Origin of the sequence: Streptomyces sp. UG1 (genome assembly GCF_049974585.1) — a bacterium.
Lineage (GTDB): Bacteria > Actinomycetota > Actinomycetes > Streptomycetales > Streptomycetaceae > Streptomyces.
Genome location: NZ_JBNGGG010000008.1, coordinates 197639 through 222918, shown reverse-complemented (window position 1 = coordinate 222918; position 25280 = coordinate 197639). Strand labels below are relative to the sequence as shown.

21 protein-coding genes, 2 pseudogenes and 1 riboswitch are annotated in these 25280 nt (G+C 69.2%); of the genes and pseudogenes, 8 read left to right on the top strand and 15 right to left on the bottom strand.

What is annotated here, in order from left to right; translation table 11 throughout:
* Positions 1 to 192: 192 nt before the first annotated feature.
* The 9 genes from ACP4J3_RS11805 to ACP4J3_RS11765 form a co-directional block, all read right to left on the bottom strand.
* Entirely contained in the window at positions 193 to 477 is a 285-nt protein-coding gene (locus ACP4J3_RS11805) for a hypothetical protein (protein WP_426533206.1), read from the bottom strand.
* A gap of 194 nt (positions 478 to 671) precedes the next feature.
* Positions 672 to 7361, bottom strand: a complete 6690-nt coding sequence (locus ACP4J3_RS11800) for an RHS repeat-associated core domain-containing protein (RefSeq protein ID WP_426533204.1) — start codon at positions 7359 to 7361, stop codon at positions 672 to 674.
* Positions 7362 to 7683: 322 nt separating this feature from the next.
* Positions 7684 to 7932, bottom strand: a complete 249-nt coding sequence (locus tag ACP4J3_RS11795) for a hypothetical protein (protein ID WP_426533202.1) — start codon at positions 7930 to 7932, stop codon at positions 7684 to 7686.
* A gap of 286 nt (positions 7933 to 8218) precedes the next feature.
* Positions 8219 to 9199: a hypothetical protein gene (locus tag ACP4J3_RS11790; RefSeq protein ID WP_426533200.1), complete on the bottom strand. Its 981-nt coding sequence runs from the start codon at positions 9197 to 9199 to the stop codon at positions 8219 to 8221.
* 29 nt (positions 9200 to 9228) lie between these two features.
* Positions 9229 to 9747: a hypothetical protein gene (locus ACP4J3_RS11785; protein WP_426533198.1), complete on the bottom strand. Its 519-nt coding sequence runs from the start codon at positions 9745 to 9747 to the stop codon at positions 9229 to 9231.
* 907 nt (positions 9748 to 10654) lie between these two features.
* Complete coding sequence (locus ACP4J3_RS11780) at positions 10655 to 12511, bottom strand: phospholipase C (protein ID WP_426533196.1); 1857 nt, start codon at positions 12509 to 12511, stop codon at positions 10655 to 10657.
* Between the two features lie 176 nt (positions 12512 to 12687).
* On the bottom strand, positions 12688 to 13938 hold the full coding sequence (gene efeB, locus ACP4J3_RS11775) for an iron uptake transporter deferrochelatase/peroxidase subunit (protein ID WP_426533194.1): 1251 nt from the start codon (positions 13936 to 13938) through the stop codon (positions 12688 to 12690).
* A complete protein-coding gene (locus ACP4J3_RS11770; protein WP_426533192.1) occupies positions 13935 to 15158 on the bottom strand; it encodes an EfeM/EfeO family lipoprotein in 1224 nt (407 codons plus the stop codon). The genes efeB and ACP4J3_RS11770 overlap by 4 nt, the downstream gene beginning before the upstream one ends.
* Before the next feature lie 100 nt (positions 15159 to 15258).
* Positions 15259 to 15996 carry a hypothetical protein gene (locus ACP4J3_RS11765; RefSeq protein WP_426533190.1) on the bottom strand — a complete coding sequence of 246 codons (738 nt, stop codon included), beginning with the start codon at positions 15994 to 15996 and terminating at the stop codon, positions 15259 to 15261.
* Positions 15997 to 16453: 457 nt separating this feature from the next.
* Between ACP4J3_RS11765 and ACP4J3_RS11760 the strand changes: the two genes are divergently transcribed.
* The 5 genes and pseudogenes from ACP4J3_RS11760 (at position 16454) to ACP4J3_RS11740 (ending at position 19553) form a co-directional block, all read left to right on the top strand.
* Complete coding sequence (locus tag ACP4J3_RS11760; RefSeq protein WP_426533188.1) at positions 16454 to 17281, top strand: glycoside hydrolase domain-containing protein; 828 nt, start codon at positions 16454 to 16456, stop codon at positions 17279 to 17281.
* 112 nt (positions 17282 to 17393) lie between these two features.
* Positions 17394 to 18098: an LAETG motif-containing sortase-dependent surface protein gene (locus ACP4J3_RS11755; protein ID WP_426533186.1), complete on the top strand. Its 705-nt coding sequence runs from the start codon at positions 17394 to 17396 to the stop codon at positions 18096 to 18098.
* Between the two features lie 95 nt (positions 18099 to 18193).
* Positions 18194 to 18892 carry a DUF2993 domain-containing protein gene (locus tag ACP4J3_RS11750; protein ID WP_426533184.1) on the top strand — a complete coding sequence of 233 codons (699 nt, stop codon included), beginning with the start codon at positions 18194 to 18196 and terminating at the stop codon, positions 18890 to 18892.
* Positions 18893 to 19011: 119 nt separating this feature from the next.
* Positions 19012 to 19356 (top strand): annotated as a pseudogene (locus ACP4J3_RS11745) (FG-GAP repeat domain-containing protein); the annotation flags it as partial.
* A gap of 8 nt (positions 19357 to 19364) precedes the next feature.
* Positions 19365 to 19553 carry a hypothetical protein gene (locus ACP4J3_RS11740; RefSeq protein WP_426533254.1) on the top strand — a complete coding sequence of 63 codons (189 nt, stop codon included), beginning with the start codon at positions 19365 to 19367 and terminating at the stop codon, positions 19551 to 19553.
* 53 nt (positions 19554 to 19606) lie between these two features.
* Positions 19607 to 19683: riboswitch (Fluoride riboswitch) on the top strand.
* Between the two features lie 297 nt (positions 19684 to 19980).
* On the opposite strand, the gene ACP4J3_RS11735 is transcribed toward ACP4J3_RS11740, so the two are convergent.
* From ACP4J3_RS11735 to crcB (ACP4J3_RS11720), 4 genes are all read right to left on the bottom strand, one after another.
* Complete coding sequence (locus ACP4J3_RS11735; RefSeq protein WP_426533182.1) at positions 19981 to 20982, bottom strand: MFS transporter; 1002 nt, start codon at positions 20980 to 20982, stop codon at positions 19981 to 19983.
* A gap of 174 nt (positions 20983 to 21156) precedes the next feature.
* On the bottom strand, positions 21157 to 21531 hold the full coding sequence (gene crcB / locus ACP4J3_RS11730) for a fluoride efflux transporter CrcB (RefSeq protein WP_426533180.1): 375 nt from the start codon (positions 21529 to 21531) through the stop codon (positions 21157 to 21159).
* Positions 21528 to 21875 (bottom strand): DUF190 domain-containing protein, encoded by a 348-nt coding sequence (locus tag ACP4J3_RS11725; RefSeq protein WP_426533178.1) that lies wholly within the window; start codon positions 21873 to 21875, stop codon positions 21528 to 21530. The genes crcB (ACP4J3_RS11730) and ACP4J3_RS11725 overlap by 4 nt, the downstream gene beginning before the upstream one ends.
* Positions 21875 to 22363, bottom strand: a complete 489-nt coding sequence (gene crcB, locus ACP4J3_RS11720) for a fluoride efflux transporter CrcB (RefSeq protein ID WP_426533176.1) — start codon at positions 22361 to 22363, stop codon at positions 21875 to 21877. Before crcB (ACP4J3_RS11720) ends, ACP4J3_RS11725 begins: the two co-directional genes overlap by 1 nt.
* A 245-nt stretch (positions 22364 to 22608) precedes the next feature.
* Here crcB (ACP4J3_RS11720) and ACP4J3_RS11715 point away from each other — a divergent pair.
* Positions 22609 to 22737 (top strand): annotated as a pseudogene (locus ACP4J3_RS11715) (IS21-like element helper ATPase IstB); the annotation flags it as partial.
* A gap of 296 nt (positions 22738 to 23033) precedes the next feature.
* A complete protein-coding gene (locus ACP4J3_RS11710; protein ID WP_426533246.1) occupies positions 23034 to 23393 on the top strand; it encodes a helix-turn-helix transcriptional regulator in 360 nt (119 codons plus the stop codon).
* A gap of 15 nt (positions 23394 to 23408) precedes the next feature.
* Here ACP4J3_RS11710 and ACP4J3_RS11705 read toward each other — a convergent pair whose 3' ends face one another.
* Positions 23409 to 23684, bottom strand: coding sequence for an STAS domain-containing protein (locus ACP4J3_RS11705; RefSeq protein WP_426533174.1), 276 nt, complete (start codon positions 23682 to 23684; stop codon positions 23409 to 23411).
* Between the two features lie 297 nt (positions 23685 to 23981).
* On the opposite strand from ACP4J3_RS11705, the gene ACP4J3_RS11700 reads away from it, so the two are divergent.
* Positions 23982 to 24959, top strand: coding sequence for an L-threonylcarbamoyladenylate synthase (locus ACP4J3_RS11700; RefSeq protein WP_426533172.1), 978 nt, complete (start codon positions 23982 to 23984; stop codon positions 24957 to 24959).
* Positions 24960 to 24985: 26 nt separating this feature from the next.
* Here the strand turns inward: ACP4J3_RS11700 and ACP4J3_RS11695 are convergent, their stop codons facing one another.
* The gene (locus tag ACP4J3_RS11695) at positions 24986 to 25186 is read right to left on the bottom strand and encodes a hypothetical protein (protein ID WP_426533170.1); all 201 of its coding nucleotides are present in this window, start codon (positions 25184 to 25186) and stop codon (positions 24986 to 24988) included.
* Positions 25187 to 25280 lie beyond the last annotated feature (94 nt).

Sequence of the window (25280 nt, the reverse complement as noted above, 5' to 3'; positions counted from 1 at the left end):
GTCGTGCGGCCTGTGCGGCCGCCGCTGTCAGGGCGGCCGCACGGGTTCGGACAGGCCAGGCAGGAGCGGCGATGAAGTCTGCTGCTCTCGGTGGATCCGCTTCCGGGCGTTCGCGGCGAAGGTGGCCCGTTGCACCGTCGAGGGAGCGGAGGTGACCGACCTGCCTCCGCTCCCCGTGCTCCCGTGGCTCCCCTACAGGTCACCGTGGAGTGTGCCCGGTGCCGTCCGTTGCTCCAGGGCGGACAGCAGCCGCTGCCGGTCGGACAGGCGGACCAGCAGCAGCGGCATCTCCATTCGCTGGCCCTTGTTGCCTTCCAGCACGAGCAGGCTGGTATTTCTCGACCGTCCTGTCCCGTTGGCGATGACCGAGACCGAGACGAGCTCGGTCCAGGGGATCCGCGACGTACGTCCGCGGAAGCGCACGGCAACGCCCTCTTGGTCCAGTTTGATCTGCATGAGCCGGGTCAGAAGCGGCACTGCGAGCAGTGCGGCAGTCAGACCGCCCCACAGCAACCGGCCTTGCAGACCGTGGCTGAGAGCCACCCGGGGCAGCAGAAGCAGCAGGCCGGGTGCGACCAGCAGCAGGCCGAACCGGAGGGCGGGCCGGACAACCAGGTCTGGCCCACGGTGCTCCCTCGGTGACAACGGACCTTTCTCACTCTCTCGCATGCTCACCGCCCGCAGATCTTCCGCAGGTTGCTGATCAGCGGGTCGATGGGCGCTGACCGCATTCCCGGGAGCTTGCCTGTCGCCCAGCTCGTGCCGCCCACAGTCGCCAGGTCGGCTCCGAGGTAGAGCGAGGACTCGGCGCAGTCCCATCCCGAACCGTAGTGGCACTTGTCCACAGTGAGCGCGGCCTGGGTGACCGTGGTCACCGTCAGCGCCGTCCAGAACACGGCGGCGGCGATAGGTGCGCACAAGCCTGCGCTGAGGATGGTGCAGGCCGCTCCGACGGTTCCGGCGACCGCGGTGACCACCGTAGCGATCGCGTTGACGTGCGAGATGACGGCAGCGTGCTTGTGGATGAAATGGTCCGTCGCCGAGGCCGCCTTGCACACCGCGCTGAATCCGGACCAGCACAAGCCGGTCAGGTCGGTGAGGTTGAGCGGATTGCCTGCGACGTAGGCATACGCCTCCAGGGTGGTAGCGACCTCGGGGTCCACCGTCAGGAACTGAGCGGTGGCGGGATCGTAGTAGCGGGCTCGGAGGTAGACCAGGCCGGTTTCGTCGTCCGTGTACTGGCCGGTGTACTGCAACGGCGTTGACGCCGTTCCGGTGTGGCCGAGGATCGCGCCGTACGGGGTGTAGTCGTAGGTGCAGTCGACGGTGCCGCTGCTGTCGGTAAGTGCCCGGGTGGAGCCCAGTTGGTCGTGGAAGTACCATTGAGTGCTGTTCGAGTCGATTTGTTCGACCGGCATGTTGGCCGGCCCGTACAGGTAGTCGGTCGTGCCGTCGGACAACAGGGCGGGGACGTCACCGTCGTCCCAGGTGAAGGACGCCGTCGTGCCGCCTACGGTCTTCGAGGCGCGCAGGCCGGTGCCGTCGTAGGCGTAGGTGGCCGTGGTGGAGCCCGTGCCGGCGGTGGTGAGCTGGTCGGCCTGGTCGTAGGTGTAGGTGGTGGTGCTGCTCCCGTCGGTGCTCTTGGTGCGGTTGCCCTGGTCGTCGTAGGTGTAGGCGGTGGCGCCGGTGGGTGCGGTGGCGCAGTCGGGGTTGGCGGGCATGGTGTTGGTCGTGGACCAGCACAGCCGGTTTGCGGCGTCGAAGCTCTGTCCGGTGGTGCCGACCTGGACCGGGTTGTCGGCGTCGTCGTAGGCGAACGACGTGACGGTCGAGCCGGCGGTGGCCGACTTCAGTTGCTCGCGGTCCGTGTACTGGTAGGTCTGCGTGTCGCCGGGGACCCCGGTGGGGGTCTGTCCGCTGAGCTGGCCCGCTCCGTCACGGGTGTAGCTGAGTGAGGCGATGGTGGTCGTGCCCTTGGTGAGGGTGTCGGTGGCCGCCCGGTCCGCATCGTCGTAATCGGTGGTCGCGGTGGTGCCGTTGGGGTAGGTGGTGGTGTTCCACTGGCTGTCGGCCGTGTAGCCGAAGGTGGTGGAGTTGCCGTTCCAGTCCTTGACGCCGGTGAGGCGGTCGGCCTTGTCGAAGGTCCGGGTGACGGTGTGTGCGCTCGCGTCGGGATAGGTGATTGACGTGGTGTTGCCGCTTGCATCGTGGCCGTAGGTGACCGTGCTGCCCGCGCCGTTGGTGTGGGCGGTCAGTTCACCGAAGGTGTTGTAGGTCCAGGTGCTGGTGCCGGTGCCGTCGGTCATCGAGGTGCGGTGGCCGGCGGGATCGTAGTCGATGGCGGTGACGTCGGGGGTGCCGGTGTCGGAGTAGTCGATGCCGGTGACGTTGCCGGCCGGGTCGTGGGTGTAGGTGGTGGTGCGGTTCGAGGGGTCGGTGACCGTGGTGAGGTTGCCGGCCGTGTCGTAGCTGGATGTGGTGGTGTGCTGGTCCGGGTCGGTGCGCGTGGTGCGCCGGCCCTGGGCGTCATAGCCGTAGGTGGTGTCGGCACCCGCGCCGTCGGTGGTCGTGGCGACCGTTCCGTCCGCGTTGTATGCGGTCTTCGTCACGCTGCCGTCGGGCCGGGTGACGCTGGTGTTGCGGTCGTCCGCGTCGTAGCCGTAGGCGGTCTTCTTGCTGTTGCCGTCGGTGGTCGAGGTGCGGTTGCCGTTGGCGTCGTAGGTCGCCTTGGTGGTGTGGCCGAGGGGGTCGATCGTGCTCGTCCGGTTGCCCCATGCGTCGTAGGCGTAGGTGGTGCAGCCCTTGGCGGGTGGGGTGCAGCCGGGCGTGGTGCCCGCGGCGGTGCCGGCCGGGGAGACCTGGGAGGTCAGCAGGCCGCGGTCGGTGTCGTAGCCGTACTGGGTCTTGTCGCCTTCCGGGTTGGTGGTGCTGGTGAGGTCCCCCGCTGTGTCGTAGGTGGTCCTGGTGGTGTTGCCGCGGGGGTCGACCGTGCGGGTGGCGTCACCCGGGTGGGCCGTGTCGTCGTAATAGGTGCTGGTGGTGCGGGCGGCCGCAGTGCCGTCGACGGGCTGCTGGGTGGTGCTGGTGAGCAGCCCGAAGCCGCTGCCGGAGGCGGCGATGTGGTCGGCCTCGTCGTAGGTGTAGTCGGTGCGCAGGCCGGACGGATCGATGGTGGTGATCAGGTTGTCGTTGTCGTCGTAGGAGTGGGTGGTGGTGAAGCCGCGGGCGTCGCTGGCGGAGATCTGGTTGCCGTGGTCGTCGTAGGCGAAGGTCTGCAGGTTGCCGTCGGGATCGCTGATGGAGGTGATGCCGAGGCTGATCGGGTCGTAGGTGTAGGTCCAGGTGCCGGCGTCCTGCGTGCCGTAGCCGCGGGTCTCGGACTGCAGCAGTCCGTCGGCGTAGGTGTAGAGGACCTTGTGGCCGGCCGGGTCGGTGACCAGCGTCTGACCGTCGGTCAGGCCCGTGTCCACGTTCGGGCCGTAGGCGAAGGTGGTGGTCTTGCCCGTCGGGTCGGTCTGGGTGGTGACGCGCTCGGAGGTGTCGTACGTCATCGACGTCACCGGGGTCGGTGAGGCGGTGCTGCCGTACTGGACCGGCTTGCGCATCGTCTTCATCAGGTGCGACGCGTCGTAGGTGTACTGGTAGTGGTCGTCGTCCTCGAGGCTCGGGGAGCGGGTGGTGCCCACGCCGTAGACGTCGGTGAGGTTGTCGTTTGCGTCGTAGCCGTAGGTGACCTTGCGGCCCGCGCTGTCGGTGAGGGCGGTGATGTGGCTGCCGGTCCAGGTCAGTGTGTAGACGCGGCCGCCCGGGTCGGTGATGGTGTGCAGGTTGCCGCTGCCGTCGTAGGCCAGGGTCGTGGCGTACGGCGGGGTGGCCTTGCTGCCGCTGAGGTCTGTCTCGGAGACCAGGTGACCGGTCGCGGTGTCGAAGGTGAAGATCTCCTTCGACGTGCGGGTGAAGACGTAGTCGGAACCGGACTTGGTCAGGGTCGCGTCGTAGCGCGGGGCGCTCGGCGTGTAGGTGCCCGAGGAGTCGGTGAAGGTGACCTGGGAGCCGTCCTCCTGCTTGATGGTGACGTCGCCGGTCGTGCCGTCGGTGCTCGCGCTCAGGTTGTACGAGTAGGTCCAGCCCCAGCCGAACGGGCCGTTCTCGGCGAGCGCCGAGTTGGGTCCGTCCGGGCTGGCCAGGGCGGAGGCGTAGGTGCGGGTGAAGTTCAGCGGCATGCCCCGGCCGGGCGTCGACAGGTCGGTGAAGGTGTCGCCGAAGGTGCCGGTGCTGGTGTCGACCGGGTCACCGGCGGTGCGCCGCACGCAACCGCACTGCACCCAGGCGGGGTTGCTGCCCTTGGGGGCGTCCTTGATGCCGGGCGGTCCGCCGATCGGCTTGCCCGGGGTGCCGCCCTCCGGGATGAAGGCGATGGCGTCGTAGGCCACGTCGTAGTCGGCGTAGTTGATGTTGCCGGAGCCGGTGATGTCGCTCTTGTTGGTGAGTTTGACCGTGGCGCCGTCCTCCATGGCGAAGGTGCCGATGGTCACCCATTCCTCGGAGCCCCAGTCCTGGTTGACGCGGATCTTCCAGGGGCTGGCGCCGCCGCCGGGGTTGATGGTGTAGACGACGTTGGTGGAGCTGGCCGCCGTGGACGGGAAGTGCAGTTTGATCTTGTAGTACTGCAGCTTCGGCAGGTTGGGTGTCCAGGTGCCGGTGTTGATCTCGTCGGGGTTAGAGCCGTCCTCGGTGTGTGTGAACAGCACGTGCCCGCCGAATCCGACGCCCAGTTGATGGGTGTCGATCGCGCCGATCGGGTCGCCGTCGCTGTTGGTGCCGGGGGTGTAGGTGAAGGTGCCGTTCTGGGACCAGTTGGACGATCCGCAGCCGACCAGGTTCAGAGGTGGCTGGCTCTGCGACTCGTCCACGATGATCGGCGAGCCGTGGCCCTCGTCGTGGACGTGCGTGGTGTCCAGCGAGCAGGACGGCGGATGCGGATGCGGCTTGACGACCGCGGGTTCGCTGGACCCGGCGCCCGCACTGTAGTCGCTGGTGGCGCAGGTCGTGGAGCAGTCCGAGATGAACGTGACGGGCTGGTGCCACCAGCACTCGTAGTCCGACAGTGAGCAGTAGTCCGAGCTCTGCGCGCCGGTCGGGTCGCACAGGTTGTCGCTGGTGCAGAACGCGTCGACCGGGGGGATCTGCAGCCAGGTCTTGCCGCCGTGGTAGTCGGGGGTGGCGTAGGCGGGCTCGTTGAAGCGCAGGATCGGCTGGCCCATCCAGCCCATGATGCGTTCCTGGTAGGGCCAGCTCGCCGGGTGCGAGGCGTCCGCGTAGGAGTCGCGCAGGTACGGTGCGCGGGTGGGCGGGTAGTCGGGGTTGCGGGGGTTGTTGGACCAGCCCAGGCCCCAGGTGCCGTCCGGGCCGGTGCAGTCGGGGCCGGGGGTGCAGCCGGTGGTGTTGCCGAACGCGGCGGTCGGCTGGATGCCGGAGTTGTAGGCCCAGGCGGCGAAGTACCAGTTCTCCAGGTAGCGCGGGTCACCGCCGTTGACGGTGATGCCGGCGTCGTAGAGCTGGTTCCAGGTGCGCTCCAGGATCTGCAGGCCGGCGGCGACGTTCTCCTGGTAGTCGACGGCGATCTTCCACTGGCCGTGGGCGGAGTACTTGGTGTCGCCGTTGGCCATGCCCGTGGTGACCTGGCCCAGGCCGTAGCCGCAGTCGGCCTTGGAGTAGTCCATGTGGGAGATGGAGCCGCCGGCGCCGTAGTAGTCGGCGATCAGCGGGTTGCCGGGGATGCCGGGCAGGGCGTGCCAGGACGCCTGGCTGTAGTTGCTCTCCTGCGCCACGATCGCCTGGTAGACCGAGCGGGGCACCGAGTCCCAGGTGTCGTTGGAGGGGTGCTCCAGGGCGACCTTGCCGAAGTCGTCGTTCGGGGAGTAGGCGACCAGGCCCAGGTTCGCGTAGTTCGCGGGCCGCTGGTAGGCGGAGCCGGTCAGCAGGCCCTGCTCGGCCATCTGCACCGCCCAGGACACCTGCGCGGTGCCCGGCTGCATGACCTGCCGGTTCTCCTCGTTGCGGCCCACCGAGCACTTCGGGGTCGTGGAGGAGGCGGTGGTGGCCGTCGCCAGGGAGCCGGTGGTACCGGTCTTGGTGCCCGAGGAGACGGTGGCGGTCTTCTTCAGCGGTGCGACGGCGGCCGTTGCCGAGGCGGCACTGCTGCTTGCCGGGGCGGTGTACGCGGACTGGGTCACCGGGGAGGTGCCACCGGCGGCGGGCGCCGCCTTGGGAAGGTCGGTCGACGTGCGGGCGGACGTGCCGGGTGGCCCCCTCTTGATCAGCTTTCCGCTGTGGGTGGCCAGGATCAGCGGTGCGGACGCCTTGGTCTTGCCTGCGAGGCCCATCACGGCGCCGCCGTCCAGCGAGACTCCCGACACGCTGTTCGCGCCGTGGGGCAGCGCGTGCGTGTCGATCCTTCGGATGCCGGCTTTGGCGGGCAGCGCGGTCGCGCCGATCGCGATGGCGTGTCCGGATCGGCCTTGCAGTAGGCGTAGTTGGGCGTGCTTGCCTTCACCCAGCTTGGACAGTTTCCCCGACCGCTCGCGCATGATCAGCGATGACTTGTGGCTGTCTCGCTGCACCGCGAAGTCGACACCGCCGCCGGCTGTCGGCCGCAGGTCGTAGGCCATGCCGCCGGTGTCGGCCAGGTGGATCGGACGAGCGGCCGCCTTGCCCGTGCTTTTGGCGGGCAGCCGTACCAGGGAGCCGCCCTGCACGCCGACCGGGCCGGCGGCGGTGGGCACCACGCTGGTGACCTGGCCGTCGACGGTGACGCTGCTGTTGACCTTCCCCGACGGCATGTCCACGGTCAGCACCTGTGTACGGCGCTGATTCTCACCGGGGTTGACCGTGAACTCAGCCGTGTGCCCGAGGCCGCAGCCCGGCGAGTGGTACTTCAGCGCGACGCCGCCGGCCACGGGCTTCACCGCACCGCTGCGCAGGTTGACGGTGTAGGCGAACGCCCCGTGGTCCCGTGCCGCTGCCAGGTTCACCGATCCGGCGGGCAGGATCGCCACCGCCGCGTATCGGCCGTCGCCGGACACGCACTGGTAGCCGGTCCATGACGCGTCGTCGATGCCTGCCGGGCGCAGCACCGCCAGCTCGCGCCAGTTGTAGCTGCCCGCTCCGGTGGCGACGTCGACGTGGTAGCCGGAGCCGTCACCCCAGCCATTGACCATCACGTCGGCGGCCGGACCCGTGGCGTCCTGGGGGGACGAGGAGAACGACAAAGGCTTGGACGCCGTGGCTGTCGTGTCTTTGACTGCCGCGGCCGCCGGGGAGATGGCGCCCGCCATGAGGGCGCCGGAAAGGAGCAGCACTCCCGGTGTGCCGAGTCTCGGCCATCTCCGCATGACGGCCCTGCCGGGCCGTATGGAGTGTCTTCTGCGGTGGAACATGATCCTCCTAGACGTTCCTTCGTTCAACCGACTCCGCAGCCGCACCGTCCTGTGTGGCGGCGCAGGCGACGGAGAGCTCCTGGTCCCGCCCCGCATCACAGGCAGGGCCGGATACGGCCCGGCGAGGAACTCGATCACGCGCCGGGTGAGCGCGGCGGGCAGCCTGATGGCTGCAGGCGCTCCGCGCAGCAGGGATTTCGCGCCTGCCGTCGCCCGTCCACCGGTGTCGCGTCCGGGTGACGACTCAGGTGGCCGGGCACCTCTGCTTGCGAACGTCAAGGACTGTGACGTCCATGTCGGTGAGCGGGACGCTTCCGATGCCGGTGAAACTGACTTCTGTCGAGGTGGTGGTGTGCGGGGGGACTGCTCCGTCAACGGCCACGGCGTTGTCGACGTCGACGCCTGCGTTGTCCCCGGTGAGGGTGACGGAGACGGTGACCGTGTAGAGGGCGCGTGTGTCGCCGGTGTTGGTGACGGACACCGGTACGGTCACGACGTGGTCCTTGCTCCGGACCCGGTACAGCTTCACCTCTCCCGTCGAATCCGCGGCTGAAACAGCACTGTTGGCGGGTGGGCGGTTTCTTGGCGCGTCGGTGGCGCAGGCGTCGCGCAGCGGATCAGGTACCGCGGGCACGTCACCGGCGCGGGGAGAAGCGACCGCCGGTGTGCGCAAGTCATCGTTGATGCTCTGGGCGAAGGAGACCGTTCCGTAAACCGCCGCGCCGACGAATGAGGCGGCCACAGCGGTACCGATCACGACACGTCGTGCCGGCATGGCGCTAGCTCTCAAGGGCTGTCTTCGCCGCAGCCAGTGCGGCTGTATTGCGCGCCTTGGACTGGGTGAGTTCATCCCGGTGATCGGCGATCTGCTGCTTCTGGATGGCGCTCTCGGCGTCGAACCAGATCTTCACGAGATCGGTGGACTTCTTGCAGTCGATGTCGGCGAGGGCGACATCGATCTCATCCTGGGAAGGCGTTCCGTCGGTGTGGGGAACGATCTTGTCCGCGTTGTAGGGAGTATCGACGGTGTAGCCCTTGGCACTCATGCACGTGGACCAGGCAGTAATGGCGTCCTGGACGGCGGGCGTCTTCTGGGACTGGGTGAGACTTTGCCCGTCGAGTTCGGAGACGAGAGAGAAGTCGAGGCTGCGGGTGCCGAGTTGGTCGTCGGCCCATCCGGCGCAGCCGTTCTTGTGGATCTTCTTGCCCTTGTAGGTGGAGGGCGCCGGAGCCCGGTCGGGATCGCGCAGGTTGAGGCTGGTGTGGCCGGAGAAGACCTCGGTCTCCTCTTTGGTCATCTTCGGCAGCGTCGCGCCCTGCTGATGCTGGAGGTCATCCGGCAGGCCATAGCCGTACTTCTGCGCCGTGGCGCGGTCGGTGATGCCGTAACGCCTCTCGATATTGGCGTCGTTGTCATTCGGCGGCGGAGTGTTCCCCGCGGGCGGCAGGGTGATGGTGAACCCGTAATCGGCCATGCACTGCTTCTGGATGTGACGGGCGGCGTTGTCGAGGGTGACCGTGTCCTGATAGGTCTGCATGTAGTCCTCCAGGGGCAGGGACAAGCCCTTGGCCAGGCCGCTGCGCGGGGTGGCGGGGGGCCAGTTGGCCTTGTCCACGGTGGAGGACTCCTGAGCCATGGGCTCGGTTCTTGGGTCCTTCGCCTTGTTCGAGGTGTGGGCCGTGGAGGCGGAGCAGCCGGTCATCAGGGCCGCGGTGACGGCGGCCAGAACGATCGACGCGGTTTTGGCGTGGCGGTTCATCACGGGGTTCCTTACACGTCCGGGTGCGGTCAGGCGAAGTGCTCGGAGGCGTTCTCGTTCTTCAGCGTGGAGTCGAGATCGGCCCAGTAGCAGTCGTAGGCGTAGGCATGCTGGAAGTACTGGGAGTGCCCCAGATACCCGGAGTTGTAGTAGACGCGGTAGTTGTCCGCCGGGGCGCAGTTCCAGACCGAGGCGGCATTGTTCTTCACCCGCTGCCCGTTGCCGTTTCCGCCGTTGCCGAAGACGTACACGTAGGTGTAGAGAGTGGACCCCTGGTACTGGCTGGTGCCGGCGTAGTCGTAGACGTCCCCGTAGAACGAGGCATAGCTCGTGAGGAGCTTGCCGCTCGAGTCGACGGCGTACTGCATCGAGTTGTAGTTCAGGTGCAGGTCGCCCTCGGAGCAGTTGATCCACGGCACATCGCAGTTGTCGCTGACGTAGAACGTTGTTGCCGCCTGCGCCGGTGCGGCATTGAACAGAAGTGCCGCGCCGGCGGCGAGTGTGGTTGCGGCTGCGGCGAGTCTCTTCCGTGCCGACTTGTCCTTCATATTTTCCCCTCCCCGGCGGAGCAACGCAGAAGTGCCGGTGGCGCGATGCTCCGCAGTAATCTCTGCGGCACACGATCTCCACGACGAGCTGGGCTTCACCGTCGGTATTTGCCCGCCCCGCACTGAGATCGCGAAGAATTCGACAGGCGTCCCCGCCCGAGCATGACCATCCTTTTACGTAGCAAATCTGGGCAAAATCCGTGCAGTGGAGGCCCATCCACAGAAGAGTCATGCAGTGCTGGACGCCCTCACCGTCTCGCTGTCACCGACCAGCACGCTTGATCGGGTGGCGTTCACAGACTTCCCTCAAGATTCAACGACAACAACCAAGTTTCACCAAAGGCGTCGCCAAGAACCGCCTCTGAGGGAACTGTGCGGCCACCCTGCGCATCTGACCCGCAGTGGGCCAGGTGCTGCCAGCTGACGCGCGCTTCAGCAACGTGACCAGCGGCCCGATCTCCCCGCCCATCTCCCTGTTTCCTCGTCGAGCGTGCGTGGCCGTGCGCGGGCGCTGCTCGGCGGAGGGCTCGCTGTGGCGCCGGACTGGCGACCCTCGGCGTGGCGGCTTTCGGCCGTACGGCAGCCCTGAGGCGGCCGCTCGCCGTGGGGTGGAGGGTCCTGGTGGTGTCCACGCCGGCGTTGCTGCTGCGCGGCCCCTACGAACAGGTCAGCGGCCCGAAGGCGACCTCGCTGCCGGAGACGGTCACGAGCCAGACGGGCGTCGCACTGCTGGCCCGGCTGGTCCTGCTGGCGGCAGCCGCGCGATGCGTACGCCTGCGGATTGCGCAGAGATCACCCGCCAGACCACCGTATACGTGCCCTGGGCGAGCGGCGGCCTTGAACTCGCCCACGGCTCGGCGCGGCGCGGTCCTTCGGGCCCGCGCCGCGCCGAGTCACGCCGGTGACGTCAGACGGTTGCCCGCTGCCTGCGGCGCCTGCTCAGGTAGGTCCCCGCAGCGCCCGCTGCCAGCAGGCCGCCCGCGGCGATGCCCGCCGGAAGGGCAGGGAAAAACGAGGCGTCCGTGGTCACCGCGGTGTTCTGCATGGCCGGGCCCGGGGTGATGCTCGTGGAGGCGGCCCGGACGTGCCGGATCGGTCCGACAGACCTGACCGAGCCGTCCGAGTTCAGCAGCACCCGCTTGTTGTGGGGGTGCCGGAAGTCGAACATGCCGGACAGAGCACCGGCGGTGGCGTCGAAGGACGCGTCGCCGATGCGGCCGGTGTGCCAGTTGTCCTCGACGAAGCGGATGATCGAGGACTGGTCGGTCTGGGTGTGGTCGACCTTGTTGACCTTGCTGTACGGCGAGATCACCAGCAGTGGCTGGCGGGTGCCCGGCCCGCAGCGGTCCTGGTAGCCGCCGGCCGCCTCGGGACCGGCCTGGCAGGCCGCGCTGTCGGTGGCCTTGCCGTTGGAGCCGAGCGAGGTGTCCGTGGAGCCGTTGCGCGGCGGGGCGTAGACGTGGTCGTACCAGCCGTCGGAGTCGTCGTAGGCCAAGACGATCGCCGTGGACTTCCACTCCGGCGAGCTCTGGATGGCGTTGATCTGCTGGACCAGGAAGTGCTGTTCGTCGGTCGGGTCGGAGTAGCCGGCGTGCCCGTCCTGGTACGCGGCGGCCTTGACGAAGCTGACGGCCGGCAGTTTGCCCGCCTTCAGCGCGGCGTCGAAGTCGGTCAGGTCGTAGTTGTGGTTGGCCTGGCCGTTGTGGCCGATCTCGTCGACGTTCTTCGGCGGCAGGTGGTGCGGGTTGGACGTCGACTTGTAGTACTCGAACGGCGAGTGGTGGGGGCTGTAGTCGACCACCGCGGCGCCGCCGACGTTGGTGTGCGTGGTGTCGCACTTGGCGTAGTGGCCCTGCCGGCCGTCCCACGCCGTGGAGGGACGGAAGCCGCCCTGGAACCAACCCCAGGTGATGTTCCTTGCGTTGAGGACGTCACCGATATTCTCGCCCCGCATCGCGGCCAGCGCATTGGTGCTGGTGTGGTCCTTGCCGGCGCAGTCGTCGTAGGCCGGGTCGGGGTCGTTGACGACCGTGCCCACGCCCGTCACGTCCGGCGACTTGACCGTGTACGAGTCCGGCGTCGACGTCTGCTTCGGGTTCTCGGTGCCGGAGGACGGGTCGACCGAGATCACGCCGTGCGTCTGGCCGGAGACCAGGTTCAGCGCGCCCGGTGTGGAGGGGCCGTAGACGGTGCTGAAGGAGCGGTCGCTCATGGCGTACTGCTGGGCGTAGTTCCACAGGGCGGTGACGGTGTTGCCGTCGTAGTAGTCCATCACCAGGCCCGGCTCGCCGAACAGGCCGCCGCTGCACTTGTCGACCTCGGTGTTCTGCACGAACTGGTCGGCCCTGCCGCCGTTGTAGGCGTACTGCTCCGGCCCGTAGGAATGGTTCTGGTCGCAGGTCATCGCCTGGGACAGGGTGAGCCGCTTGGGTGCGTACTGGTTGGGGTTCTTCGTCAGCAGCCCGGCGCGCGCGAGGGTGTCGATGTGCTTCGGGGTCTTCTTCGACGCGGTGAATTTCGTGCCGTCGGTGTTCGCGGCCTTCGGGTACGTCGCGAAGTAGTGGTCGAAGGAGACGTTCTCCTGGTAGAGGACGACCATGTGCTTGATGGGCGTGGCCGTCGAGGAGTGGCCGGAGTGACCGTGGTGGTGACCGGCGGGCACAGCGGCCCATGCGGGCGCCGCTCCCCCGAGGACGGTGAGTGCGGCGGCGCCGGCCAGCGCCCCCAGACTCCGGATCGTTGTTCTGCTTGCCTTGCTGGCCATGCTCGTTCACCCTCCGGGCGGGATCGTTGTTGAGCCATACGGCCATGGATGCTCCGCCGGTCGCACGGCATACCGACGGAGGAACGGTGGCGGGGGAGTGAACACCGGGTCAGGGTAAGAAGGCCGAGTTTTGACCGCTTGTTGACCGGCCGGACGCGGGAGTTGTCCAGACAGGTTCAGGTGGTGAGGAGGGCGCGCCCGTACCAGTCCGCCGAGTCGCGGACACCGGGCAGCGCGTAGAAGTAGCCGCCGCCGAACGGCTTGATGTAGTCGACGAGGGGCTCACCCGCCAGTCGCTTCTGCACGGTCTCGAACTGGCGGGCCAGGTCCTGCTGGTAGCAGCTGAACAGCAGTCCCATGTCGAGGTTGCCGTTGCTGTCCGTGCCGAGGTCGTAGTTGTGGGCGCGGCGCAGGATGCGCTGGTCGTCGGTGGCGGTGGTGCGCGGGTTGGCGAGCCGGATGTGGGCGTCCAGCGGGATGATGTCGCCCTTGGGATCGTTCGCGTACTGGGGGGTGTCGTGCTCGGCGTTCCCGTCCAGCGGTGCCCCGGACTGCCGGGCGCGGCCGAACATCCGTTCCTGCTCGCTGAGCGAGACCCGGTCCCAGAACTCCACCAGCATCCGGATCAGGCGTACGACCTGGTAACTGCCGCCGACCGCCCACTCCGGCTCGCCCATCCCCTGGCCCACCCACACCAGGCGGTTCATCTCGCGGGCGTCGGTGGCGTCCGGATTGGCCGTGCCGTCCTTGAAGCCCATCAGGTTGCGCGGGGTGCCGGCCGGGCGGGGCGGGCTGCTGAACCCGTTCAGGCGCCAGCGGACCTGCATGCCGCCGCGGGTGTGCCGGGCGATGTCGCGCAGGGCGTACAGCACGGTGTCGGTGTCGTCGGCGTCCAACTGGAGGCTTAGGTCGCCGTGGCACCAGTCCGGCTTCAGGTCATCGTCGGGGAAGGACGGCATGGCGGTCAGGCGGCGCGGCCTGAGCTTGCCGAGCCCGAAGCGGTCGTCGAAGAGGGCGGCGCCGACGCCGACGGTCACGGCCAGCGCGCGGGCGGGCAGTTGGTCGCCGAGGATGCCGGAATCGGCGGGCGGGCCGGTGACACCGACGGGCTCCGCAGTGCCGCCCGAGGTCAGGAAACGGGCGCGGTCGGTGAGGGTGCGCAGCAGGTCGGTCAGCTCGGCGCGGGTCTCGGCGGTGACGTCGAAGGAGGCGAAGGCGGTGACTCGGCGCGGGGCGGCGAGCACCGACTGCTGGTGGGTGCCATGGAAGGGGGCGATGGCGGGGGTCGCGGCGGGGGTCGCGGCGGCCGTGGTGGTGGCCGTGCCGGGGGCGGCGGCACCGCCTGCGGCCAGTCCCGCGCCCGCGAGGGCCGCGCCGCGCAGGAATCCGCGCCGGGCCACTCCCCCGGTCTGTTCCGTGCTGCTCACACCGTCCTCCGCGGATCGCACAGCGTCGCGACCGACGCCAGCCGCTCCACCAGGTCGTCGAGGGCGGCGTCGACGACCTCCCGCTGGGCACGGCTCAAGCGGGCCAGGGGCGTCCACTCGTCCCCGTGGCGGAAGCCGTCGAGGGTGCCCTGCGCGTGGTCCAACTCCGACTCCAGACCCGGCAGATCGGCGTACCGGGTGGTCAGCAGCGAGTGAAGGCGGGACAGGACCTCGCGGGTGCCGTCGAGATTGGCGCGGGCGGTGGCGAGGTTGGTGCCGCTGCCGTAGTCGGTGCGCCCGGTCAGCTCGAACTGCACGGTGTTCTCCAGGATCTCGTGCGCCCGCAGCCCGAGCTGGGCCGGGTCCATACGGGCCTGCGCCCAGGTGTCGCGCAGACCGGTGACGGCCTTGACCAGATCGGCCGCCGGGGTACGCAGTCCGGCGGCGGACCGGCCGTGCCACAGCCCGTACTCGATGCGGTGGAAGCCGGTGAAGTCCTTGTCCTGCACGCCTCCGGCCAGTCCGGCGTCCGTGCCGTTGATCTCCCCGTCCGCGTCGCCGAACGCCTCGTACGCGGCGCCGAGCCGCTCGTACTCCAGATGCGCCGGCAGCCAGGCGGCCCGTGCCCCGGCGAGGTCGCCGCGGTCGATCGCATCGCGCAGTGCCGACGTCAGCCGTACGACGTCGTCGAGGCCGCTCCCCACCCACTTCTGGTAGGCAAGCGCGGGTGGGATCAGGTCGTGCTCGGTGACCGGAGCCGCCGCCGGACCGCCGTGGCCGGTGGTGACACGGACGGTGGGCCCGGTCACCGCGTCGGCGTCGTCCGGCACGCACTTGAACGCGTACGCGCCCTTGCCGAGACGCACGGTCAGCGGCCGGGTCGTACCGGGGCCGATGTCCTCCAGCTCGCCGTAGACGGCCTGGCTCTTCGGGTCCTCCAAATACACCTCGGCGGGCCCGTCGGAGGTGTTGCGCACATCAAAGACCTGCACACCGGACACCGGATGGTCCCAGCCGCGGCCACAGTGGCCCGGCGAGACCTCCACGGGCGTGTGCGGCAGCTCGTCCGTAGCCGCGCGGGCCCGGCGGCCCCCGTGCGCGAGGGCCAGCACCCCAGCCACCAGGCACACGAGAGTGAGCCCGACGACACCCCACAGACGCGGCGGCCTCCGCCTGAGGCCGGACAACACCATCCTGGCCTCCCGGGTCGTACCGTTCATGACCGCGTCATGCTAGGCAGCGGGCTGCGCCCGAACAGCCGTCCAAAGGAACCCATGACCAAGAGTTCCCTCCCGGTTCACCGGACGGCGCCGGGGGCGGTCAGCTCCGGCCGACCGAACCACTCACGCCTTTCACAGAGGCCAGGACGTGCTCCGCGAGCTTCTTCGCACTCGCGGCACCGTTGTCGCTGCCGTCGGTGGACAGCACACTGACGACCGCCGTGCCCGCGCGGGCGGCGATCAGCGTGGTGCCGCTCTCCCATGCGCTGTCGGTCAGCGTAATGGTGTACGCCTCCTCCCCGAGCCCTGCCGTGGAGGCGCCGGTGACCTTCACGGTGCTGTGGGTGCCGGCGTCCGTATAGCTCGGGCACGCGGCGACCACCTGCGCCACGTCCTTCATCACATCCGCGGCCGTCGTACCGCGGTAGACGTCGATCTCCTGGTCAAGCTCGGCGGACGTGTTCTTGTTGATGTAGGAGTTCTGCGCGAAGGACACACCCTCCACGCCAGTGAGGCTGATCCAGCTCGTGGCTCCCAGACCGGCACACTGCGGCTTGTCGGCGCTCTTGGTGGCCGGTGCCTGGTAGGTGTCGCCGGTGTCCCGGGCAGCGCTGGGGTCGGCAGCGAAGCCGGCCGAGAAGTACGACGCGTCAGCCAGGGCCTTCTTCAGCTGGGTACCCGTCATCAGGCCGGCGTTGGGGTCTTTGGCCTTGGCCGACTCGGCAGCTGCGGTCGCGTCGGTGGAAGAGGTCGTGATGGAACCGGAGGTGCAGGCGGCCAGGGCCAGCGGGAGTGCCGTGACGGCGAGCACCTTGAGGGCACGGAACGGGATGCGCATGGGTGTCCTTGAGAGAAAGTCGCACAGTGCGCCGCGCCGAGGTGGGGGCCGTACTGCGTGTGCCACGGAAATGCGCATGCGTCCGGAAGCTGGGCGGGCGGGGCCAGGAGAGATCAATTGACCCGCCGCAGACCTTAGAAGACGCCTGGCCACGAGCTGATCTCCACTTACTCAAAGCCTGGTCAAAATAGCTGCCTCTTTCGAAGATTTGCCGTGCCTTGAGGGAATCTTGTGGCGATCAAGGGGCGAGGTTTCCCGATCCCAGTGCCGATGCCGATTACTGTGCGACCCGCTCCGGACGCCCAGGGTGCCGTGAAGAACCCGTGGCGCCACGTGCGGGCGAGGGCGGTGACGGTTGGTGCGTCAGCGCCTCGGTCTTGCCGTGTCGGAGCACACATCGTCTTCGGCCGGTGCGCCGTCCGCGTGCTGTGTGCCGTAATCGCGAATTGGGGTGGGGATGTCCAGCCATCGGCTGTCCAAGAAGCGCCGCTACATCGCCTGGGCGACGGCAGGCGCCGCCGTCGTCGCCGGTGCCGGGATCGCGGCGCAGACCTCGATGGCGGCCACGACCTGGCCCGCCCAGAAGACGTACACCGGCCGCGCGTTCGACACCTGCACGGCGCCGTCGCTGAAGGCGATGAAGGCGTGGCACACCGGTTTCTACGGCGCCGCCGCCGTCTACGTCGGCGGCAGGAATCGCGGCTGTGCCCAGCCCAACCTGACCGCGTCCTGGGTGAAGTCGGTCAGCGCGGTCGGCTGGAAGCTCATCCCGATCTACGTCGGCGCCCAGCCGCCCTGCCAGAAGAGCTCCAACCCGGAGAAGCTGACGGCCTCCACCGCCGCCTCCCTCGGCGCGAGCGACGCCAAGGACGCGGTCGCCAAGGCGTCGGCGCTCGGCATGAAGGCAGGTAGCCCGATCTACCTCGACATGGAGCCGTACGACATCGCCAACAAGGCGTGCAACGACGCCGTGTTGACGTATGTGCGTTCCTTCACCAAGACCCTGCGCGCCAAGACCTACCGCGCCGGCTTCTACGGCTTCACCAGCTCCAGCGCCAAGGCCATCGCCACCGCGACCAACAAGACCGACCTGCCGGGCAACCTCTGGTACGCGCTGTGGGACAAGCAGTACACCACCACGGCGGACTGGCCGTGGGGCTCCACCCAGTTCACCAACCACAGCCGCGGCCACCAGTACATGGTCAACAGCAAGGAGACCCGCGGCGGTTACACGATCACCGTCGACCGGGACGCGTGGGACGCACCCGTCGCCATCACCGGCTGACGCACCGCCACGCGGCTGCATGAGCATCCCCGTCTGCGTCTCGGCTCCTGGGACGGCGCCTGCCGACCCAGGGGATCAACCACCGCGTCCCCATCATCATGGAAGGTCAAGCATGTCCCTGTCCCAGCACACCGCCAGAGCGGCACGCGTCATAGGCACGTCGGCCGCCGCGGCCGCACTCGCCGTCGGAGCCGCCCACACCGCGCTCGCGTGCAGCATCGGTGACTTCTCGGCAGCGGCCGTTTGTGACGCGGGCGGCCATGGCGTCATCCGCGTCACCGACAAGGACGCCTCCGGCACCCTGGCCACCGTCAGCCTGTACGTGCAGCTGAACACACCCGGCCAAGAACGGCACGTCGACACCAAGACGATCGAGCACCCCACCGCGCAGGGCACCACCGTCGACCTCGTCCCCCTGGACTGGTATGCCGGGGAAACCTTCCGGGTCCACGTCAAGGCCGGCGACCAGGTCGACGACGACATCCGGCCCCTGGTCGTCGTGCCGGACGAAACCTGCGCGCCCGCCGGTTCCTCCTCGGCGCCGGCCAGCCCTTCCGGCCGGCCCTCGTCGGCGTCGGCGCACCCCTCCCCGACGCCCTCGACGGACTCGCCCACAGCGCCGGGCCCGGCGCAGAGCAGCAGCGCGGCCCCGGCGCCGGAGGCGAGCAGTGCCGCATCGCCCGCAGGCAGCCACCTGGCCGAGACCGGCGGGGGCACCGGCACCACCGTGATCGCCGGTGCCGCCACCGCGCTGGTCGTGGCCGGCGGCGGCATCGTCCTCGCCCTCCGTCGCCGACCGGCACACCGTTCCCGCTGACAGGCTCCTGTCTCACCCGGACACGCGAGCGATGCGGCCCACCGAGCCGTGGAGACAACACAACAACACGGGGGATCCACATGAAACGACGATGGGTGAAGGTCCTGGTCATCGCGGTCGTGGTGCTCGCCGCACTCTTCACAGCGGTCGATCGCATCGCCGTGCACTACGCGAACGGCGAAGCCGAGCAACTCGCGAAGGAGAAGTACGGCTACGGCAACACCACCGACGGCTACCTGGACGTGGCGATCGAAGGCTTTCCGTTCCTGACGCAGGCAGCCGGCCGCGACTTCGGTCACGTGACACTGACCGCGGGCGGTTTCTCCATCGACACCACGTCCAATACGCAGGGCGGCTATCTCCACATCGACCGTCTCCACCTGGACTTGCGCGATGTGAAGGTGACGTCGCTGACAGCGCGCAGCGCCGAAGCGAACCTGGCCACCGGCACGCTGTCCCTGTCGTACAAGGAGCTGTCCGGCGTGGTGACCCGGCTCGCGGGCTATGGCGGTCCGCTGCAGGTCTCGCAGGCGGCGGGATCGAGCGGCCAGGCGGCACGCGTCAAGGTCTCGGGCACGGCCGGGGGCCGGGCGTTGAACACCACGGGGACGCTCCTGGCGCAGGGAACAGAGCTTTCCCTGACCGTTCCTGGTGCCGAACGGGCGAGTACCGTCTGGCGGGTCAGTCTGCCTGCGGGCGTCGGCTTCACGGCGGCGCGTGCCACGGCGGACGGCATCGAGGTCAGCCTCGTCGGTCACCAGGTGACGCTCGGCTCGTCGCGCTACGGCGGCTGAGACGTCGCTCGCGAGCGCCCGCCACGCTGATCATCCTGTGCAGGGCCGCGGCGGGCGGCGACGGCGCTGTTGCACGGGCCTTGCCGTGTGTCCTCGTCCAGCGGCGCATACTGCTGGTCGAGCCCTCGAAGCTCGTCCTGAACGACTTCGGGCTCGCCCAGGGGTGGACAAGCGGGAAGCACCTTCGGCTCCTCGCCGACGTCACCGGCGACGGCAACCCGGACATCGTCGGATTCGGCGACGAGGGGGTCTGGGTGTCACACAGCCGCGGCGGCGGCCGGTTCGAGCAGGCCCAGCTGGTGTGCCGCGGCTTCGGGTACAACGATGACGCAGGCGGCTGGCGGATCGACCGCCACCCCCGCTTCCTTGCCGATATCACCGGTGACGGACGCGTCGACATCGTCGGCTTCGGCGGCCCGGGCGTGTACGTGGCCCGAAACCTCTTCCGCCGCTTCAGGAGCCGATTAACGGAATGCCACCGCCAATCAGCACCGGAGAGATCCTGGCCGACGGCCTCGGCGAGGACGACTGGGAGGGCCGGGCCCGTCTGACCGGACGCCTCGGCAACAGCGTCCAGTTGGTCGGCGACGGCCTGGGTCGAGCCCTGCCTGCCGTATGGGCTGAGCCGTTGACGAGCGCGTCGGGTAAAGCCGTGGCATAGAGCGGTGGTTCAGGGAGCCGGGCACCTTGACCACGGGCCCGCGCGGTTGTTCACTCGCTGGTGGCGATGGATCCCGCCGGGACCGCTCTGGTCCGAACCGCCTGACCGGGCTGATGGTTCCTGACCTGGTCAGGAACGCATGCCTTCCCGGAGGTGCGCAGGTGGAATCGCCGTACAGGACCTCGCTCCCCGTACCTCTGTGCCGGCATGTCCCGCGACCTGCTGCCGATCGTTCAGGCACGTGTGCCTGTGAGGCTCCTTGGACAGGCTGGACCGCGCCCGTGGCGGGCTCCCGCGGCTCCGGCCTCAGCCCTTTGCCGCGGGTCCCACCGAGGCGACCACCCGCGCGCCCGGTCGCGGCGAAGGGCACGGTTGGGGGCACGCCACCCGCCGGGCGGCGTGCCCCCAACCCGGGACGCTCCTGAGGTCAGCGCCGGGTGGCTCGTGTGGCGGCCAGTAGCGCCACGGCGAGGACCTGGACGGCGACGACGACCGTGATCAGCACGGGGATCGAGTAGCCGTACAGAGCGCCGGTCAGTGCGCCGCCGGCCAGGCTCGCCGCGCCGACGACACCGGCGAACACGCCGTAAGCGGTCGCCCGCCGTGGGCTGGGCACCAGGTCCGCCACCGTTGCACGCAAGGTGGACTCCTGGATCCCCATGGCCGCGCCCCACACCAGGGCCCCGGCCGCCGCGATCGCGACCGTGTTGGTGAACGCCAGCACCGCGACCGCGGCGGTCAGGACCGGCAGCGCCATCAGCACGCGTGTACCGTGGCGGTCATACAGCCAGCCCGTCGCGAGCGCGGCGACGGCGTCGACGGCCATGGCCGCGGCGTAGAGCACCGGTACCCAGGCCGCCGCCATGAGATGCCGCTCGACCAAGTGGTACGACAGCACGCCGAAGGTGGCGAATCCGGCGGTGGTGGCGGCGGTGAACGCCGCGTACGTCCAGAACGCGGCCGGAAGTCGGCCGTCGGTCTGCGCCGCCTGGCCGGTGTCCGGTGTCGCCTGCCGCTCGTACGCCTGTGGGTCGGGCACCCTCGCGCGCAGCCACACCAGCAGCCCCAGCACCGCGATACCCGGCACGGCCAGCACGCCGAGCGCCGGCCCGTAGGCGCCGCCGGTGATCGCCAGCATGCCGGCCACGATCAGCGGCCCGACCAGCGCGCCGACCTGGTCCATCGCCTCATGCACGGCGAAGCCGCGCGCACGCCCGGTCGCGGCGGTGGCGTGCGACAGCAGCGTGTCCTTCGCCGGCGAGCGCACCGCTTTGCCCACCCGCTCGGCGATCACCAGCGCGCACGCCGCCCAGAGCACGCCGGCCACGCCCAGCAGGGGCACGGCGACCACCGTCAGCGCGTATCCGGCGATCGCCAGGCCCCAGAAGCGGCCCCGACACCAGCCGCAGCGCCAGCGCCGCCGCCTCACGCGCGCCCGTCACCACGCCCACCACCAGCGCCGAGGCGCCCAGCGAGGCCAGCAGGGGACCGGTGATCGAGCGGGCGCCCTCGTACACGAAGTCCGCGAGCAGGCTGACCGTGCCGAACCAGACGACGAACCGCCAGGGCCCCATCATGTTCGGCTGCCGGGCGCAATCCCTGCTCACGCCCACAGCGCCTCGGCGAAGGCCACCCCGACGAACACCGCGCCCAGGCCGGCGACCACGCCGGCGATCACGTTGGCGGCGGCGAAGAAACGCGCCCCGTCCTCGGCCAGCCGCAGCGTCTCGTACGAGAACGTCGAGTACGTCGTCAACGCCCCGCACAGACCGGTGCCCACCAGCAACTGCACCTGTGAGGAGGCGGCTCCGGCCACCACGGCCCCGCTCAGCAGGCCGAGCACGAAGGAGCCCACGACGTTCACGGTGAAGGTGCCCCAGGGGAAGACGGTGTCGTGCCGCTTCTGCACGGCCCGGTCGGTCAGGTAGCGCAGCGGGGCGCCTATCGCGCCACCGACGATGACCAGCAGCCAGTTCACGCGTTGCTCCCCCTGCCCACGTACCGGATGACCTCACAGTCGTCGAGGATCACCAGCCCTTCGGCGACGAGTTCATCGAGCTGCGGCAGAAAGGCGCGCACCCGCTCCTCGTTGTCCACGATCACGATCGCCACCGGCAGGTCCTCGCTCAGCGACAGCAACCGCGAGGTGTGGACCAGCGACGACGCGCCGAAGCCCTCGACACCCCGAAAGACGCTCGCTCCCGCCAGCCCGGCCTTGTGGGCGCGGTGCACAATCTCGCTGTAGAGCGGCTTGTGATGCCAGGTGTCGTTCTCCCCGATGAAAACCGTCACCCGCAGGGCCCTGCCCGTCAGCCTCGTCATCACTGCCTCCACCTCCATGCCAGAACGCGGCGCGTCGCCGTCACCGCGAGCCATACCGCGGCGAGCGCCGCCAGCAGCGTCGCCGCGAGATACGCCAGCCCGGTGCGGGCGTGGCCGGCGTCCACGAGCTTTTGGATGTCGACGGCGTACGTCGAGAAGGTCGTGAAGCCGCCCAGGACACCGGTGCCGAAGAACGGCCGCACCAGCCGGTGCGCCGCCCACACATCCGTGATCACCACCATGAAGACGCCGATCACCGCACAGCCGACAGCGTTGATCCACAAGGTCGTCCACGGGAACGCCCCGGCCGAGGCCGACCACAGAAGCGAGGCCCCGTACCGGGCGCAAGCCCCGATGGCTCCGCCGAGCGCCACCACCGCCACGATCGGTCCCTGTGCCCGCCAGGACTGCTGCCGCTGGGCGGGCACGTGCAGATCGACGTCGGGATCTGTGGGTTCGTCCACCGCCTGGGACTTCGGGGCTGTCATGAACGTACGTCTCCTACTCGCCGGGGCCCACAAGCAGGCGGGCACACACCATCGCAAGTAGGGACTGTTGGCGGCACCGGTGCCGCGGTTCGGGTACGGCGAGCCCCACCGCCGCGCTGCGACCAGAAGCCACAGCCGACCATCAGGTTAACGCCACCTCGGATCGCAGCGCGCCCCGCGTCCCCAAGAGCCGCTGGCTTTGTAACCGAGGGTGGATGTCGAGGTGGCTGCGGAAGTCACCTTCCACCGACCCGCGGCTGTGCGCGGCCATCGTCGACCGGCTGACCTTCAACGGCGCGATCACCCAGACCGGCACGGAGTCCTACCGCCTCACCCACACCAAGGCCCAGGCCAAACGCGCCGCAGCTGCCTGACGTCCGGGCCGACTCCGGGCATGTCGGTGCGGGATGCCCGGAGCCGCCCAGCCGGCCGGTTCACCGGAGAGGAGGCAGCCCATGCCCGCGCGGGAGAGCAGGTCGCGGAGCCGCCGCCACAAGTGCATACCGTCGTGCTGCATCGGGTCAACGATTCGTGCACCGGCATGTACACGCATCCCGCACGCGCGGCATCCCCATCATGCTCGCCCCTGACAGAATGGGTGACGAGGATTTCCGGTATTCCTCATCGGACATCACCGCGGGAGACGGGGGTGGGAATGGCTGCTGACTCCATGGATCACCAGGAGCACCGGTGGACGTTCCTGACCAACCACGCCAGGGTGCTGCTGGCCATCGCACGGGACCCGGATGCACGGCTGCGGACCATCGCCGCCGCCTGCCTCATCACCGAACGAGCAGTCCAGGCCATCATCGCCGACCTCGAAGAAGCCGGCTATCTGCACCGGCAACGGGTCGGACGGCGCAACCAGTACACCCTCAGCCTCGACCAGCCGCTGAGGCATCCGGCGGAAGCCGACGTCACGCTCCGCGCCCTCGTTGACTTTGCGGTCGACCACGAGAACGGGAAAGTGGCTCAGCCTCCGAAGACCGCTTCTGCGTCAGTGATGGTGTCAAAGACCCGCAGGACGTGATCCGATCCGGTCATCTCAAGGATCCGCCGCAGCGGCTCGGGCACACAGGCCAGCACCAGCACCGCCCCGCCTGAATTCCGCCTGCCGCCATGCCCCGAGCAGTACATTCGGCCCGGCCGAGTCCCAGAACGACCCCCCGGACAGATCCAGCACGATGAAGCGTTCGCCCCGGGCGATCAGCTCCTTGAACTGCGGGCGAAACACCGGATCGGTCAGGTAGTCCATCTCGCCGCTGACCGTCGCCACCAAGCAGCGGCCAGAGGTGGTCGTCTCGACCGAGGGATCAGCCACAACGTTCTCCGTAAGTCTCAGCAACAGACAGCGTGGCGGAGTCTTGTCCTGAGCCTATCGATCCTCCAGCAAGCCCACGCCAGCGCCGGAGACCTTCCCTCGCATGAGTGCCGCATCGCGTCAACGATCGGCCGCTGCGTCAGCCTTGACTGGCTGACGCCAGCCCCGGGGATCAACGGACCCGTGGGTGGCGCTGAGATTGATCACGGTCGCTGCCGGTCCTTGACGTGCACCTTTGTCGTTAGTGCCGACGAGACCACGGAATGTGTGGGGGAGGACAGTGAGAGGATTGTTCGGGTGACGGCAAGAACCAGTGACATCGAGAAGGCGGCCGGTGTGCTGCGCGCCGGAGGGCTGGTGGCCCTCCCGACCGAAACCGTCTACGGTCTGGGCGCCAACGCCGAGGACCCCGCCGCCGTCTCGCGCATCTTCCAGGTCAAAGGTCGCCCGCCCTCCCACCCGCTGATCGTCCACCTCGGCGGCGCGGAGCAACTGGGCGACTGGGTCCAAGACGTGCCCGCCACCGCGCGACTGCTGGCCAAACACTTCTGGCCCGGGCCACTCACGCTGGTCCTGCGGCGCGGTTCCCGCGTGCCCCTGGAGGCGACCGGTGGTTTGGAGACGGTGGCCGTGCGGGTGCCCGACCACCCCGTCGCGCTCGCGCTGCTGTCGGCGTTCGGCGGCGGTGTCACGGCCCCTTCTGCCAACCGCTTCGGCTCAATCAGCCCCACCACGGCGGACCATGTCCGTGCCGAGCTCGGTGACGCTGTCGACTTCGTGCTGGACGGCGGTCCCTGCGAGGTCGGTGTCGAGTCGACCATCGTCGATGCCACGGAGGAGATCCCGTGCATTCTGCGGCCCGGTGGGGTGACGCGTGAGGACCTCGAAGTGGTGCTGGGGTGCCCGCTCGCGGTCCCGTCGACCAGCCGGGTGCGGGTGCCGGGCCAGCATCCGTCCCACTACGCGCCGCGTGCTCGGGTCGTCCTGGTCGAGCCGGAGAAGGTCGTCGCCGAAGCGGAGCTGGCGCAGGAGCTGGGGCACCGGGTGGGCGTCCTTCTTCCTCCTTCTTTCGCCGACGTCCCGGTGAAGGCGCATGCCGTGGTGGCGCTCCCCGCTTCGATGGCCGCCTACGCACGCGGGCTGTACGGGTTCCTGCGCGATCTCGACCAGCAGGGGTGCGACCTCATCGTCGCCTCCGTGCCGGCGGAGGAGGGGCTGGGCCTGGCGATCGCCAACCGGCTCCGCCGCGCCGCGGGGCCCCGGCCCACCGTGTGACCACTACCGACGCCGTGCCCGTGCCCTTACTGCTCCCGGGTGCGGGGGCCGGGCTGATCCGTGGCGGAATCGGCTGGGCGCCCGCCCATCTGGCAGGCCGGGCACAGCTCGTGCCGCCCGTCGTCGGTGACGACCGTTCCCCATCCCAGGCACACCTCGCAGCCCGCGGCCCGCGCCAGGTCGGCGCGGGGGGCGGTGCTGGGCGCGTGGTCGGCTCCGTGAGCCATCGGGCGGTGCCCTTCCGGGGGTGATCGAGCGGTGAACTCGGTGGGTTCCCCCTCCACGTATACGGGTCTCCATCGACCGGGGCAAATCACGCTG

Bases quoted from the DNA above. Each gene is read 5' to 3' on its own strand.
- ACP4J3_RS11790 (WP_426533200.1), bottom strand. From the start codon at position 9,199: ATGAACCGCCACGCCAAAACCGCGTCGATCGTTCTGGCCGCCGTCACC.
- ACP4J3_RS11785 (WP_426533198.1), bottom strand. From the start codon at position 9,747: ATGAAGGACAAGTCGGCACGGAAGAGACTCGCCGCAGCCGCAACCACA.
- ACP4J3_RS11780 (WP_426533196.1), bottom strand. From the start codon at position 12,511: ATGGCCAGCAAGGCAAGCAGAACAACGATCCGGAGTCTGGGGGCGCTG.
- ACP4J3_RS11770 (WP_426533192.1), bottom strand. From the start codon at position 15,158: ATGAACGGTACGACCCGGGAGGCCAGGATGGTGTTGTCCGGCCTCAGG.
- ACP4J3_RS11765 (WP_426533190.1), bottom strand. From the start codon at position 15,996: ATGCGCATCCCGTTCCGTGCCCTCAAGGTGCTCGCCGTCACGGCACTC.
- ACP4J3_RS11760 (WP_426533188.1), top strand. From the start codon at position 16,454: ATGTCCAGCCATCGGCTGTCCAAGAAGCGCCGCTACATCGCCTGGGCG.
- ACP4J3_RS11755 (WP_426533186.1), top strand. From the start codon at position 17,394: ATGTCCCTGTCCCAGCACACCGCCAGAGCGGCACGCGTCATAGGCACG.
- ACP4J3_RS11740 (WP_426533254.1), top strand. From the start codon at position 19,365: ATGCCACCGCCAATCAGCACCGGAGAGATCCTGGCCGACGGCCTCGGC.
- ACP4J3_RS11725 (WP_426533178.1), bottom strand. From the start codon at position 21,875: ATGACGAGGCTGACGGGCAGGGCCCTGCGGGTGACGGTTTTCATCGGG.
- crcB (WP_426533176.1), bottom strand. From the start codon at position 22,363: ATGACAGCCCCGAAGTCCCAGGCGGTGGACGAACCCACAGATCCCGAC.
- ACP4J3_RS11710 (WP_426533246.1), top strand. From the start codon at position 23,034: ATGGATCACCAGGAGCACCGGTGGACGTTCCTGACCAACCACGCCAGG.
- ACP4J3_RS11695 (WP_426533170.1), bottom strand. From the start codon at position 25,186: ATGGCTCACGGAGCCGACCACGCGCCCAGCACCGCCCCCCGCGCCGAC.